Raw genomic sequence first — 13,824 nt, forward strand, 5'->3', positions numbered from 1 at the left:
AATCAAAAAAACCGTGGTACAATCAGAGACCATGATACGGAATTTACCGCTAAAAACAAGAAATGGGTGAAGATTCATGAGCTACACAAAAATCGCCGCTGTCTTTGCCGACAGCGAGGACCTGGCCGGAAAGACCCTCACCGTGGGCGGCTGGGTCCACACCATCCGGGACCTGAAGGGCTTTGGGTTTATCGAGCTGAACGACGGCTCCTGCTTCAAAAACCTCCAGGTGGTCATGGAGTCCGCCGCCCTGGAAAACTATAAGGAGATCGCCGCCCAGAACGTGGGCGCGGCCCTGGTCGTCACCGGCACGGTGGCGCTGACCCCGGAGGCCAAGCAGCCCTTGGAGCTCAAGGCGGCGAAAATCGCGGTGGAGGGCGTCTCCGCCCCGGAGTACCCCCTCCAGAAAAAGCGCCACGGCGTGGAGTTCCTGCGGACCATCCAGCACCTGCGGCCCAGGACCAACCTGTTCTCCGCCGCCTTCCGGGTGCGCAGCGCGGCGGCCTTCGCCATCCACGAATTCTTCCAGAGCCGGGGCTTCGTCTACGTCCACACTCCCATCATCACCGCCAGCGACTGCGAGGGCGCCGGCGAGATGTTCCGGGTCACCACCCTGGACCCCAAAAACCCGCCCCTCACGGAGGACGGGCAGGTGGACTTCTCCCAGGACTTCTTCGGCAAGCCCGCCAACCTCACCGTCTCCGGCCAGCTGAACGCGGAGAACTTCGCCATGGCCTTCGGCGACGTTTACACCTTCGGTCCCACCTTCCGGGCGGAGAACTCCAACACCGCCCGCCACGCCGCAGAGTTCTGGATGATCGAGCCGGAGATGGCCTTCTGCGATCTCAAGGGGGACATGGACGTGGCGGAGGCCATGATTAAATTCATTATCAAACGCACCATGGAGCGCTGCCCGGACGAGATCAATTTCTTCAACAGCTTCGTGGACAAGGGTCTCAAGGAGCGGCTGGAGCACGTGGTCTCCTCCGACTTCGGCCGGGTGAGCTACACCGAGGCCGTGGAGATTCTGGAGAAGAACAACGACAAGTTTGACTACAAGGTCCGCTGGGGCTGCGATCTCCAGACGGAGCACGAGCGCTATCTCACCGAGCAGGTGTACAAGCGCCCGGTGTTCGTCACCGACTATCCCAAGGAGATCAAGGCCTTCTACATGCGCCTCAACGACGACGGAAAGACCGTGGCCGCGGCGGACTGCCTGGTGCCCGGCATCGGCGAGATCATCGGCGGCAGCCAGCGCGAGGAGCGGCTGGACATTCTGGAGGGCCGCATCAAGGAGCTGGGCATGAAGCCGGAGGACTACTGGTGGTACTGCGACCTGCGGCGCTACGGCTCCTGCCGGCACGCGGGGTTCGGCCTGGGCTTTGAGCGCATGGTGATGTATCTCACCGGCATCAGCAACATCCGGGACGTGCTTCCCCACCCCCGCACGGTGGGCAGCGCGGATTTCTGACAGAGAAAGAGGAGGGCAGCGCGGCCGCCCTTTTCCCATGGAGCCAAACGGAGGAGGGGCGGCATTGACACGCTATACGGGAAAGAAGTGGGACGTGCGGCGCTGGGCGGCGCTGGACAACCTGCGGGGGCTGACGCTTTTGAGCATGATCGCCTACCATGCCTGCTGGGACATGGTCTATCTCTTCGGCGCGGACTGGGGCTGGTACCGCTCCGCCGCCGCCTACGTCTGGCAGCAGAGCATCTGCTGGACCTTCATTTTTCTCTCCGGCTTCTGCTGGCCCCTGGGGAGCAGACATCTGCGGCGGGGGCTGGAGGTCTTTTGCGGCGGCCTTGCGGTGACGGCGGCGACGGTGCTGGTCATGCCGGCCAACCGGGTGGTCTTCGGCGTGCTGACGCTGCTGGGGACGTGCATGCTGCTGCTGATCCCCCTGGAGCGGGCGCTGCGGCGCGTTCCCTCCTGGGCGGGCCTCGTGGGAAGCGCTTCGCTCTTTTTCCTGCTGCGGAACGTGAACCGGGGGTATCTGGGCTTTGAGAGCCTGCGGCTCTGCCCCCTGCCCACCTGGCTGTACCGGAGCCTTGCCACGGCCTTCCTGGGCTTTCCCCCGGCGGACTTCGCCTCCACGGACTATTTCTCCCTGGCGCCCTGGTTCTTTTTGTTTCTCGCCGGGTATTTCGCAAACCGCCTGTGGCGGGACCGCCGGCGGATTCCCATGGGCGGCAGCCGCGTCCCGGCGCTCAGCGCTCTGGGGCGGTACTCCCTGCCGGTATATTTGCTGCACCAGCCGGTGGTCTATGGACTGCTGTGGGGATTTGTGCAGCTGAAAAGTACATAAGAGCAAAACCGGACGCGGCGGCCCTTTGGCCGCCGCGTTTTCCGCGCTTTGTCCCGCCAAAGAACCGCCGCGTTTTCCAAGGCTTTTTTGCGGATTTGTGCATTTACATTTGCTGGGTACGTGGTACAATAAAACTGTGTCAGAGTGTATAAAAATGATTACCATTGAGGAAAGGTGGTAAAAACTATGAGAAAAACGAAAATCGTCTGCACCCTCGGTCCCGCTACGGATCAGGAGGGTGTATTGCGTGAGATGATGCGCGCGGGCATGAACGTGGCCCGGTTCAACTTCTCCCACGGCAGCCATGAGGAGCACGGGGCCCGCCTGGATCAGCTGAAAAAGCTGCGGGAGGAGCTGGACCTGCCGGTGGCGGCCATGCTGGACACCCGGGGTCCGGAGGTGCGCCTGCGGACCTTCGAGAAGGGCGCCGTTACGCTGCGGGCCGGGGCGGAGTTCACCCTGACCACGGAGGACATCGTTGGCAGCGAGACCCGCTGCGCCGTCACATATGCCGAGCTGCCCGGGGACGTGAAGGAGGGGGATACCATCCTTCTGGACGACGGCCTTGTGCGCCTCACCGTGCTGGAGACCACCGCCGTCTCCATCCGCTGCCGGGTGGAGAACGACGGCGTGATGAAGAACAACAAGGGCGTGAACATCCCCAACGTGCGATTGTCCATGCCCTACATGAACCAGCGGGACCGGGAGGACATTCTCTTCGGCGCGGAGCAGGACTTTGACTTCATCGCCGCCAGCTTCGTCCGCTCCGCCGCCGACGTGCGGGAGATCCGCCGCCTGCTGGACGAGCGGGATTCCCGAATCCGCATCATCGCCAAGATCGAAAACCAGGAGGGCATCTCCAACCTGCCGGAGATCCTGGCCGTGGCGGACGGCATCATGGTGGCCCGGGGCGATCTGGGGGTGGAGATCGACTTTACGGAGATTCCCGTGATTCAAAAGCAGATGATTACCCAGTGCGTGGCTGCCGGCAAGCCGGTAATCACCGCCACCCAGATGCTGGACTCCATGATGGAGAACCCCCGCCCCACCCGGGCGGAGATTACCGACGTGGCCAACGCCATCTACGACGGCACCTCCGCCATCATGCTCTCCGGCGAGACGGCGGCGGGCCGGTACCCGGTGGAGGCGGTGAAGACCATGGACGCCATTGCCCTGAAAACGGAGTCCAGCATTGACTGCTCCAAGCGGGTGAAGATGGACGGCAAGAAGATGTCCATCACCGCCGCCACGGCCCACGCCGCCTGCACCACGGCCCTGGACATCGGCGCGGACGCCATTCTCACCGTCAGCCAGGGGGGCACCACCGCCCAGATGGTCAGCCGTTTCCGCACCAGCACCACCGTGGTGGCCCTGCTGCTGGACGCGCAGGTCCGGCGGCAGATGAACCTCTACTGGGGCGTGGCGCCCATCATGATGCCCTACGCCGGCAGCACCGACGAGCTGGTGGACTTCGCCGTCCAGGCGGCGGAGGACGCAGGGCTCGTCAAGCAGGGGGACATTGTGGTGGTCACCGCCGGCGTGCCCGTGGGCGTGGCCGGCACCACCAACATGATCCGGGTCCGCCAGGTGGGCGGGTCTCTCATCAACGGCGTGGGCGTCGGAACCCAGATGGCCAGCGGACGGCTGTGCGTCTGCCGCACCGCGGCGGAGGCGGCGGAGAAGTTCCGGCCCGGCGACGTGCTGGTGGTGCCCTATACCAACAACGACTTTTTGCCCTACATCCGGGAGGCCGCCGCAGTGATCTGCGAGGAGGGCAGTGCGGAGGGCCACGCCGCGACAGTGGGTCTGACCCTGGACAAGGCGGTGATTGTGGGGGCCGTGGCCGCCACACGGCGCCTGGAGGACGGCGTGCTGGTGTCCGTGGACTGCGCCCGGGGCGTGGTGCAGACACTGCCGCAGTAAGAACAGCGAAAAATTTCGGAGAAGCCCTGGCTTCTCCGAAATTTTTTAGAGCCTTTTAATATGGCACAAAGCGGCCTATAGCAGCCATCAGAATTCCCGGCAGACGGGACGTCGGAGGCGGCGGCGGTCCGGCGCCCGCAATTTTGAAAACTGCCGTCATTACGTATCTTTGATTCGGGCGCCCCGCGTCCGATTTCCACCTTGCTCAAATCGGGAAAAAGTGGTATACTATCTAAGACTTGTTTGAAAAATGTCAAAACACCCAGATGACGGATCTTTTTCCGTCGCTCCGCGTTGATTTTTCTTGCCATGCACAAAGTGTGGCAAAATCAAATCGCCTTGATCGGCAAAAAATCTCTCGCCGTCATGCGTCTTGCCATTGATCGAACAAGGTCTAGGCACAGCGGCTTTGCAGCCAGGAGCCGCGGAAGTCAAAAAATGCCACTTAATTAAGGAGGAGCTATGAAACAGGCAATCCAAATTGGAGCCGGCAATATCGGCCGGGGTTTTATCGGCGCACTTCTCTCTCAGGCAGGCTGGCATGTCACCTTCGCCGATGTGGTGGAGCCCATCATTGAGGCGCTGAACCGCGGCCACAGCTACACCGTCCATATTCTGGACAGCGACCCCGGCGAGATCGCCATTGACAACGTGGACGGCGTGATCTCCACCTCTCCGGAGTTTGCTCAGCGGGTGGCCCAGTGCGACCTGATTACCACGGCGGTGGGCCCCAATGTACTGCCCGTCATCGCCAAGTCCATCGCGGCGGGCATTCAGGCCCGGAAGGCCGCCGGAAACACCGCCCCCATGAATGTGGTCTGCTGTGAGAACGGCCTGCGTACCACCACCCGGCTGAAAAACGAGGTGGTCAAGCACCTGAACGAGGAGGAGACCGCCTTCCTGGAGGCCAACATCGGCTTTGCCGACTGCGCCGTGGACCGCATCTGCCCCAAGCCCAATTTTGAGAACATTCTGGATGCCGCGGTGGAGCGCTACTGCGAGTGGGACGTGGAGGCCGCCGCCTGGAAGGGCGAGAAGCCCGACATTCCCGGCCTGACCTTTGCGGACAATCTCATGGCCTACTTGGAGCGCAAGCTCTTCACCCTCAACAGCGGACACGCCATCTGCGCCTACCTGGGCTACCTGAAAGGCTATCAGTCCATTAAGGAGAGCGTCGCGGACCCCGCCGTCGGCGCAATCGTCCACGCGGCCATCTCCGAGAGCGGCGAGGGACTCATCAAGGAGTTCGGCTTTGACCCAGACGTCCACCACGCCTATGTGGAGAAGATCTTTGCCCGCTATCAGAATCCCTATCTGGAGGACGAGGTCCTGCGGGTGGGCCGGGAGCCCATCCGGAAGCTGGAGGCCGGCGACCGCCTCATCAAGCCCCTGGTGACCACCGCCTCCTACGGCCTGCCGGTGGATCACCTGATCTTCGGCGCGGCGGCAGCCCTCCGTTTTGACTGCCCCGATGACCCCCAGAGCGCGGAGCTCCAGAAGAAGCTCCGGGCCGAGGGCCCTGCGGCCGCCCTGACGGCTTATTCCGGACTGACGGCGGAAAATCCTCTGACCGGACGTATCCTGGATGTCTACCGGGCTCTGGCTGTGGTTTGACAGATCCTAAAATCGTTCGTTTCACCATGTGGCCCCGGCGCGAAAACGCGCCGGGGCCACATGTTTTTGGTGGATTTCCATATTTTGCAGAGGTGTCTTTTGACACTGACGGTGGATTGCACAAAAACAGAAGGGATTTTTTGTGATTGAAAATGATTGAATTTGGGTTGACTTTGATTGAAAAAGACGGTAATATAATCTCAACAGGCAAAAGCAAGCAATTTCAATCAAACGGAGAGGAGGTGCCAAGATGTTGGCAGAACAGCGCGCGGAGGCGATTTTAACGGAGCTGGCCCAGCGGCGGGCTGTCAGCGTCACGGACCTGTGTCAGGTGACCGGGGCCTCCGAGGCCACCATCCGCCGGGACCTGAACACCCTGGCGGCCCAGGGCAAGCTCAGCAAGGTCCACGGCGGCGCGGTGCAGCTGAACAGCGAGTTCCTCAGCCAGGAGCCGGAGATGTCCGTCAAGCGGGGGCTTCACATCCCGGAGAAAGAGCGCATCGCCCGGTACGCCGCCGCCCTGATCGAGGACGACGACGTGGTCTTTCTGGACGGCGGCAGCACGGTGATGCGCATGACGGAGCATCTAAAGCCCACCAGCGCCCTGTTCGTCACCAACGGCATGGAGTGCGCCTTCTGGCTGCTGGAGCGGGAGCTTCGGGTATACGTCGCGGGCGGAGCGCTGAAACGGGACACCGCCGCCGCCGCCGGGGCGGAGACCATGGACTCCCTGCGGCGGTATAACTTCACCAAGGCATTTCTGGGGGCCGGCGGCGTCACAGTGCGGGAGGGCTTCACCGTGGCGGACCCGGAGGACGCGGCGGTCAAGGCCCTGGCGGCTGCCCGGGCCCGGCAGACCTACATGCTGGTGGACTCCAGCAAGTTCGGCCGGATCGGCGCGGCGTCCGTTCTCCACATCGACGAGGCGTCCGTCATCACCGACCGGGCCCCCGGCCGGGAGTTCCAGGACTACACCGAGGTGACGGTGGTCTGAGAAACCAGGTCCGAAATTGAGTGATTTATGATTGAAAGGTCATAATGATATTACTACTTTAATTGAGAAAGGAAGCAATCATCATGGTATCTGCGAAGACAAAGGTCATCAATCCCCAGGGGCTGCACATGCGTCCCGCCCAGCTGTTCGTCACGGAGATGAACAAGTACCAGAGCGAGGTCTCCATCGTCTTCAACGGCAAGCCCATCAACGCCAAGAGCATCATGAACCTCATGGCCTCCTGCATCAAGCAGGGCAGCGAGATCGAGATCCAGTGCACCGGCGAGCAGGAGGCCGAGGCCCTGGCCGCCGCCGTGAAGCTGGTGGAATCCGGCCTGGGCGATATGTAACAGGAGGTGCGGGATGATTCTGCGAGGGATCGCCGCCTCTGACGGCATCGGCCTGGGCCGGGCGGTGTGCATCCGGGAGGAGAGCCTGGACTACTCCGCCGTCACCTACTCCGGCAAGGACTCCGAGAAGGCCCGCCTCCAGGAGGGGATCGAGCGGTTCAACCAGCGCACCTCCGCCATGGCTGCGGAGATCCGGGAGCGGGTGGGCCAGAAGGAGTCCGAGATCCTCACCGGCCAGGTGTCCATGCTGGCCGACCCCTTTATGCTCTCCCAGATGCAGGAGGCCATCGACGGCGGCGCCTGCGCCGAGGCGGCGGTGGACAGTATCTGCACCATGTACGCCGACATGTTCGCCGCCGTGGAGGATGAGCTGATGCGCCAGCGGGCCACCGACGTGCGGGACATCCGCTCCCGGCTTTTGTCCATCCTGCTGGGCACGGAGGGCGTGGACCTCAGCCGCCTGCCCGCCGGCAGCGTGCTGGTGGCCCAGGACCTGACCCCCTCCATGACCGTGGGCCTGAAAAAGGAGAACGTGGCCGCCATCCTCACCGCCACCGGCGGCAAAACCAGCCACTCCGCTATCCTGGCCCGGGCCCTGGAGCTGCCCGCGGTGCTCAGCGTCCAGAAGGTGCTGGACACCGTGAAGGACGGCGACGGCCTCATTGTGGACGGCAGCGAGGGCATCGCCATTTTGAACCCCGACGAGCGCACCCGGGGCGAGTACCTGGCCCGCCAGGAGGAGTTCCTCAAGCGCCGGGCTGCCCTGGAGGTCTACCGGAACCAGGCCACTGTGGACGCCGACGGCAGGCAGTACAGCCTGTACGCCAACATCGGCTCCGTGGAGGACGCCAAGTCCGCGGCCCAGTCCGGCGCGGAGGGTATCGGACTGTTCCGCACGGAGTTCCTCTTCATGAACCGCACCAGCCTGCCGGACGAGACTGTGCAGTACGAGGCCTACAAGGCCGTCTCCCAGATCATGGCGGGGAAAGAGGTCATCATCCGCACGCTGGACGTGGGCGGAGACAAGGCCATTGAGTACCTGGGCATGGACAAGGAGGAAAACCCCTTCCTGGGCCACCGGGCTATCCGGTACTGCCTGGACCGGCCGGAGCTCTACAAGGTCCAGCTGCGGGCCCTGCTGCGGGCCGGAGCCGAGAATCACAACATCAAGATCATGCTGCCCCTGGTGACCTGCGTGGACGAGGTGCGGGACGCCCGGGAGCTGCTGGAGCAGTGCAAGAAGGAGCTGGAGGAGTCCGGCGTCCACTACGACAAAGACATCGCCCTGGGCGCCATGATCGAGACCCCGGCGGCGGCCCTCATCGCGGACCTGCTGGCCCGGGAGTGCGACTTCTTCTCCATCGGCACCAACGATCTGACCCAGTACACCATGGCGGTGGACCGGGGCAACGCGAAGGTGGAAAAGCTGTACTCCCCCCTCCAGCCGGCGGTGCTCCGCTCCATCCGGAACGTCATCACCGCCGCCAAGGAGGCGGGCATCCCCGTGGGCATGTGCGGCGAGGCCGCGGCGGACCCCCGCCTGCTGCCCCTGCTGATGACCTGGGGCCTGGACGAGTTCTCCGTCAGCGCCTCGGCAGTGCTGTCCACCCGGGCGGCCATCCGCAAGTGGCTGGGAGACGAGGCGCAAAAGGTCACCCAGGAGGCCATGGGTCTTTCCACTCTGGCCGGGGTGGAGGGGTATCTGGCCGGCTCCACCGCCCAGTAGGGTCCGCTTCTGGGCGGCCCGTTCCCACGCCCCCGCGGGCGGACCGAATCCCCGTTCCCGGCCCGCCCGGACACAATCCATAGAGAAAGGAATTCGCGAGCCATGAAAGAGCGCGTTCAAAAATTCGGACGGTTTCTCAGCGGCATGGTGATGCCCAACATCGGGGCCTTCATCGCCTGGGGCCTCATCGCCGCCCTGTTCATCCCCGACGGCTGGCTGGGCAAGTGGGGCCCCGCCGGAACCATCAACAACATGGTGGGACCCATGCTCTCCTACCTGCTGCCCATCCTCATCGGCTACACCGGCGGCAAGGCCGTAGGCGGCCAGAAGGGCGCCGTGGCCGGCGCCCTGGCCACCTTGGGCGCCATCGCCTCCACCGAGAGCACCATGTTCATCGGCGCCATGATCTGCGGCCCCCTGGGCGGCTGGTGCATCAAGCGCTTCGACAAGAGCATGGAGGGCCACATTCCCGCCGGCTTTGAGATGGTGGTCAACAACTTCTCCGTGGGCATCATCGGCGGCATCCTGGCCGTGCTGTCCATCTTTGTCATCGGCCCCGCCTGCGTGGTGGTCACGGACATCCTGGGCTCCGGCGTCGGCTTCCTGGTGGAGCACAGCCTGCTGCCCCTCACCGCCGTGCTGGTGGAGCCCGCCAAGGTGCTCTTCCTGAACAACGCCATCAACCACGGCGTCTTCACCCCCATCGGCACCGCCGAGGCCCTGGAGGCCGGCAAGTCCATCCTGTTCATGATCGAGTCCAACCCCGGCCCCGGCTTAGGGCTCCTGCTGGCCTACTGCGTGGCCGGCAAAAAGGAGACCCGCTCCTCCGCCGGCGCCGCCGCTTTCATCCAGTTTGTGGGCGGCATCCATGAGATCTATTTCCCCTATGTGCTGATGAACCCCATCGTCATCCTGGGGCCCATGATCGGCAACATCGCGGGCATTTTCACCCTGTCCGCCCTGGGCGGCGGCCTGGTGGCCGCGGCCTCTCCCGGCAGCATCATTGCTGAGATGCTCATGACCCCCAAGGGCGGCTACATCGCCAACATCGCCGGCATCGCCGTGGCCGCCGTGGTCAGCTTCCTGATCTCCGCCTTTTTGCTGAAATTCTTCGGCAAGGACGCCAGCCTGGAGGAGGCCCAGGCCCAGGTGGCCGCCTCTAAGGCCGCCAGCAAGGGCCAGTCCGTTCCCGCCGCCTCCGCCGGCGCCTCTGTGGACGCCAGGGACGTGCGCAAGATCGTCTTCGCCTGCGACGCGGGCATGGGCTCCTCCGCCATGGGCGCCACCATGGTCCGTAACAAGCTCAAGGACGCGGGCATCACGGACATTGAGGTTATCCACCACCCCGTCAGCGAGATCCCCGGGGACTGCCAGATCGTGGTGACCCACCATGAGCTCTCCGGCCGGGCGGCGGAGCGCGCGCCCCAGGCCCGGATCATCCCCATCAAGAACTTCATGGGCGCGCCGGAGTACGACACCCTGGTGAAAGAGCTGCTGGATGCCCGCCGGAATACTGCCGCCCCTGCCGCTGCCCCCGCGCCGGAAGCGGCTCCCGCCGCGGAAGAGACTCCCGCCGCCTCCGGCGATACCCTGCTGGAGGAGAAGAACATCGTTCTGGGCTGCGCCCCCGTCACTCCCGAGGAGGCCATCCGGGCCTGCGGCAGGCTGATGGTGGACAGCGGCTATGTGGACGAGGCCTATATCCAGGGCATGCTGGACCGGGAGGCCAGCTTCTCCGTGGCCATCGGCAGCCATGTAGCCATCCCCCACGGCACCAACGATGTCAAGCCCCTGATTAAGCGCACCGGCGTGGTGGTCATGACCTATCCCGACGGCATCGACTGGAACGGCGACAAGGTCAAGCTGGTGGTGGGCATCGCCGCCAAGGGCGACGAGCACCTGGAGATTCTGGGCCGCATCGTGGGCATCGCCTCCACCGACGAGGACACCGACGCCCTGGTGGCCTCCGCCGACGCCGGAAACCTGTTCAAAAAGCTCAACGGCCTGGCATAATTCCATTTCCCGCCTGATCGATTTTCCAATCTGATTTTCCAAAACCGATTTCCCCAAAAGCGCCCCCGGCCCTGCACGCAGGGCCGGGGGCACTTTCGAAGCCTGTACCAATCGGCGGCGGTACGCAGTCCGGACGAAACATTCTCTCGCCAATCTGCGCACTGCCGCCGATTGGGGCAGCCTCTTATATCTCCGACTGTTCCGGCTCCTTGTCCTCGCCGTCTTCCTCCGCCGCTTCCGGCAGGGCTGTTTCCTCCCCCGGGTCCTGAGCCGGCGGCGTCCAGTAGATCTGCCAGGCCAGAACCAGCAGCGCCAGCGCGCCGCCGCCCAGGATCACCGCCCCCAGCGCCAGTATATGGAGGGCAGGCCGGGCCGCCCCGGGCGTGAAATAGGGGTCGATCAGCTGGAAGAACAGGTATCCCAGGTACAGTCCGCACATGGCGTACAGCCCCGCCCGGCTCTGTCGGCTGGGGGCGGGGCGCTCCGCCGGGGCGTCTTCGCGCTTTTTTCGTCCAAACATGGCGTATCTCCTCTCTCAAAGGGCGTCCCGCAGCGTCCGCAGGGAGGCCAGATGCCCGTCCAGCATGGGCATTGTCATATCCTCCATCTCCAGCGCCACGTCGCCGTCATAGCCGCTCATCCGCGCCGCGGAGAAGAACTCCCGCCACCACTGGGGCCCGTGGCCGGAGCCCACCGCCACATAGTTCCATGCCCGCTCCCGGAACGCGCCGATGGGCTTGGTGTCCAGCATCCCGTTGGGGCCGCTCATCCGCCGCTCCGGCCGGGAATCCTTGCCGTGGATGTGGTAGAGGACGCCGCGCTCCCCCAGGACACGGGCGGCCTCAATGGGGTCTCCCCCCATCCAGAAGAGTTGGGAGGGGTCCAGGTTCATGCCCACCAGGGGTCCCACCGCCGCCCGCAGGCGCAGCAGCGTCTCCGGATTGTACACCAGCTGCATCCCGTGGTTCTCCAGGGCGATCCGCTCCACGCCGCACTCCGCCGCCAGACGCACAAGCTCCCGCCACCGGGGAATGGCCGCCTCGTTCCACTGGTAGTCCAGCACCGCCTGGGTCTCCGGCGGCCAGGAGGCGGTGATCCACACCGGCGTCCGGTCCCCGGGGCACCCGGCGGGCAGGCCGCTCATCATCACGATCTTTTTTACCCCCAGCAGCTCCGCCAGGCGGAAGGTCTTCGCCGTGACCTCCCAGTCCCGCTCATAGGCCAGGGGATTGCCGGAGCAGTTCAGGGCGCAGAGGTCCAGGCCCCGCCGCCGCTGGGCATCCAGCCACCGCTCCCGGGCGGCCGCCGAGGCCAGCAGGCCCTCAAGGTCCGCGTGGGGGGCGGAGGACCAGTTGCCTGTGCCGATCTCCAGGGCCTGAATGCCCTCCCGGACGCAGAAGTCCAGCATCTCCTCATAGGGCAGATCCAGGGTGCAGGTTTTGATGGCGAGTCTCATGCCGCTTCCTCCTCTCCGCCGCCGGGGCGGGTGACGCTTTTGACCCACTTCCAGCTGTGGAGCCGCAGGGCCACGGGGATGATCTTGTAGAGCTGGTCCCATTTCAGCAGGAAGAACACCGCCGCCGGGGACCACTCCCACCAGAAGGCCGCGGCGGCGGACAGGGGCACCACAATGCCCCACATGCTGACAAGGTTCATCCTGGCGCTGAAGGCCGTGTCTCCGCCGCCCCGGATGATGCCGTTGTCGCAGGCCATCTGATAGGCCGTGCCCACGGTGGTCAGGGCGATGATGGCCATGAACTGCAGGGCCAGCTCCCGGGCCCGGGGCGTCAGGGCTGCGCCGAAGGCCGCCAGAACAGGCCGCCGCAGCAGGAAGATGGCCCCGCCGGAGAGAAGGCCGATCACAACGAACAGCGCCTGGAGAGTGGACACCAGGGGCCGCAGCTCCTGCCGCCGCCCGCCGCCGATGGTCTTTCCCACCACAATGCCGGAGGCGGAGGCCGCGCCGTAGGCCGCCACGGAGAGGACCTGATAGACCTGCACGGCGATGGCGTTGGCCGCAGTCACGTCGCCGCCCAGGTGGCCCAGGATGCCGGTCTGCGCCATCTGGGCCACGCCCCACAGCGCCTGATTCAACAGCACCGGCGCGGAGACGCGGCTGTAATCCCGGATATAGCTTTTGTCAATGAGGATGAGCTTTCTCAGCGTCAGGTTCAGCTGCTTCTCCTGGTATTTCAGAAACCAGACCACAATGACGAGCTCCGTGCACCGGGACACCAAGGTGGCGACGGCCGCCCCCCGGACCCCCAGCTCCGGAAAGCCCCAGCGGCCATAGATCAGCAGATAGTTCAGCGACACGTTGATGCACAGGGTGGAGAAGGCGATGGCGTAGCCGATCTTCACAATGCCCACGGAGCGCAGGGAGGCCACCAGAATGTTGGTGACGGTGAAGATCACGTATGTATAGCAGATGATCTGAAAATACTGCGCTCCCTGGGCGATGACCGCCTCCTCGTTGGAGAGAAGACGCAGCAGCGTCTCCGGAGCCAGCAGCACCCATGCAAACAGCGCCGCCGCCAGTCCCCCGCCGAACCGCAGCGCCGCGCCGATGATGTGTGGGATGGGCTCCAGGTTGTTTTTGCCCCAGTACTGGGCCCCCAGCACCACGGCCCCCTCTCCCGCGCCGGTGACCAGCATCTGGAGCAGGAACTGCACCTGGTTGCACAGGCTCACGCCGCTCATGGCGTCCTGACTGTACCGCCCCAGCATCACCGTGTCCATCATGTTCACGCCGAAGGTCAGCAGGTTCTGGAGGGCCAGGGACAGCGCTAGGGCAAAAAAAGCGCGGTAAAAGTTTTTGTCACGAATCATGGAACCGTCTCCTCTGCGCAGCTGCGGTATAGGAGCAGTATACCCCAGCCGCTGAAAATTGGCAAGTCC

The 13,824-nt window shown here is 64.4% G+C and carries 11 protein-coding genes; 8 read left to right on the forward strand and 3 right to left on the reverse strand.

The features are described from left to right. Positions 1–76 precede the first annotated feature (76 nt). The 8 genes from asnS (at position 77) to C816_RS00285 (ending at position 10,926) form a co-directional block, all read left to right on the forward strand. Complete coding sequence (asnS, locus tag C816_RS00250; protein ID WP_016320390.1) at positions 77–1,471, forward strand: asparagine--tRNA ligase; 1,395 nt, start codon at positions 77–79, stop codon at positions 1,469–1,471. Between the two features lie 64 nt (positions 1,472–1,535). Beyond that, complete coding sequence (locus C816_RS00255; RefSeq protein WP_016320391.1) at positions 1,536–2,306, forward strand: heparan-alpha-glucosaminide N-acetyltransferase; 771 nt, start codon at positions 1,536–1,538, stop codon at positions 2,304–2,306. 186 nt (positions 2,307–2,492) lie between these two features. After that, positions 2,493–4,229 carry a pyruvate kinase gene (gene pyk / locus C816_RS00260; RefSeq protein WP_016320392.1) on the forward strand — a complete coding sequence of 579 codons (1,737 nt, stop codon included), beginning with the start codon at positions 2,493–2,495 and terminating at the stop codon, positions 4,227–4,229. A gap of 462 nt (positions 4,230–4,691) precedes the next feature. Then, positions 4,692–5,843: a mannitol-1-phosphate 5-dehydrogenase gene (locus tag C816_RS00265; protein ID WP_016320393.1), complete on the forward strand. Its 1,152-nt coding sequence runs from the start codon at positions 4,692–4,694 to the stop codon at positions 5,841–5,843. A gap of 250 nt (positions 5,844–6,093) precedes the next feature. Continuing rightward, positions 6,094–6,837: a DeoR/GlpR family DNA-binding transcription regulator gene (locus C816_RS00270; protein WP_016320394.1), complete on the forward strand. Its 744-nt coding sequence runs from the start codon at positions 6,094–6,096 to the stop codon at positions 6,835–6,837. An 83-nt stretch (positions 6,838–6,920) separates the two neighbouring features. Next, positions 6,921–7,187, forward strand: a complete 267-nt coding sequence (locus C816_RS00275; RefSeq protein ID WP_016320395.1) for an HPr family phosphocarrier protein — start codon at positions 6,921–6,923, stop codon at positions 7,185–7,187. Between the two features lie 13 nt (positions 7,188–7,200). Continuing rightward, a complete protein-coding gene (gene ptsP / locus C816_RS00280) occupies positions 7,201–8,913 on the forward strand; it encodes a phosphoenolpyruvate--protein phosphotransferase (protein WP_016320396.1) in 1,713 nt (570 codons plus the stop codon). Positions 8,914–9,015: 102 nt separating this feature from the next. Beyond that, positions 9,016–10,926: a PTS mannitol transporter subunit IICBA gene (locus C816_RS00285; RefSeq protein ID WP_016320397.1), complete on the forward strand. Its 1,911-nt coding sequence runs from the start codon at positions 9,016–9,018 to the stop codon at positions 10,924–10,926. 184 nt (positions 10,927–11,110) lie between these two features. On the opposite strand, the gene C816_RS00290 is transcribed toward C816_RS00285, so the two are convergent. The 3 genes from C816_RS00290 to C816_RS00300 are packed head-to-tail and all read right to left on the reverse strand — an operon-like array spanning position 11,111 to position 13,755. Continuing rightward, positions 11,111–11,446 carry a hypothetical protein gene (locus tag C816_RS00290; RefSeq protein WP_016320398.1) on the reverse strand — a complete coding sequence of 112 codons (336 nt, stop codon included), beginning with the start codon at positions 11,444–11,446 and terminating at the stop codon, positions 11,111–11,113. A gap of 15 nt (positions 11,447–11,461) precedes the next feature. Then, positions 11,462–12,382 (reverse strand): sugar phosphate isomerase/epimerase family protein, encoded by a 921-nt coding sequence (locus C816_RS00295; protein WP_016320399.1) that lies wholly within the window; start codon positions 12,380–12,382, stop codon positions 11,462–11,464. After that, the gene (locus C816_RS00300; protein WP_016320400.1) at positions 12,379–13,755 is read right to left on the reverse strand and encodes an MATE family efflux transporter; all 1,377 of its coding nucleotides are present in this window, start codon (positions 13,753–13,755) and stop codon (positions 12,379–12,381) included. The genes C816_RS00295 and C816_RS00300 overlap by 4 nt, the downstream gene beginning before the upstream one ends. Positions 13,756–13,824 lie beyond the last annotated feature (69 nt).

This window comes from Oscillibacter sp. 1-3, from assembly GCF_000403435.2.
In the GTDB taxonomy this organism is placed as follows: Bacteria; Bacillota; Clostridia; order Oscillospirales; family Oscillospiraceae; genus Oscillibacter.

Bases quoted from the DNA above. Each gene is read 5' to 3' on its own strand.
- C816_RS00295 (WP_016320399.1), bottom strand. From the start codon at position 12,382: ATGAGACTCGCCATCAAAACCTGCACCCTGGATCTGCCCTATGAGGAG.
- C816_RS00270 (WP_016320394.1), top strand. From the start codon at position 6,094: ATGTTGGCAGAACAGCGCGCGGAGGCGATTTTAACGGAGCTGGCCCAG.
- C816_RS00300 (WP_016320400.1), bottom strand. From the start codon at position 13,755: ATGATTCGTGACAAAAACTTTTACCGCGCTTTTTTTGCCCTAGCGCTG.
- asnS (WP_016320390.1), top strand. From the start codon at position 77: ATGAGCTACACAAAAATCGCCGCTGTCTTTGCCGACAGCGAGGACCTG.
- C816_RS00265 (WP_016320393.1), top strand. From the start codon at position 4,692: ATGAAACAGGCAATCCAAATTGGAGCCGGCAATATCGGCCGGGGTTTT.
- C816_RS00285 (WP_016320397.1), top strand. From the start codon at position 9,016: ATGAAAGAGCGCGTTCAAAAATTCGGACGGTTTCTCAGCGGCATGGTG.
- pyk (WP_016320392.1), top strand. From the start codon at position 2,493: ATGAGAAAAACGAAAATCGTCTGCACCCTCGGTCCCGCTACGGATCAG.
- ptsP (WP_016320396.1), top strand. From the start codon at position 7,201: ATGATTCTGCGAGGGATCGCCGCCTCTGACGGCATCGGCCTGGGCCGG.
- C816_RS00290 (WP_016320398.1), bottom strand. From the start codon at position 11,446: ATGTTTGGACGAAAAAAGCGCGAAGACGCCCCGGCGGAGCGCCCCGCC.
- C816_RS00275 (WP_016320395.1), top strand. From the start codon at position 6,921: ATGGTATCTGCGAAGACAAAGGTCATCAATCCCCAGGGGCTGCACATG.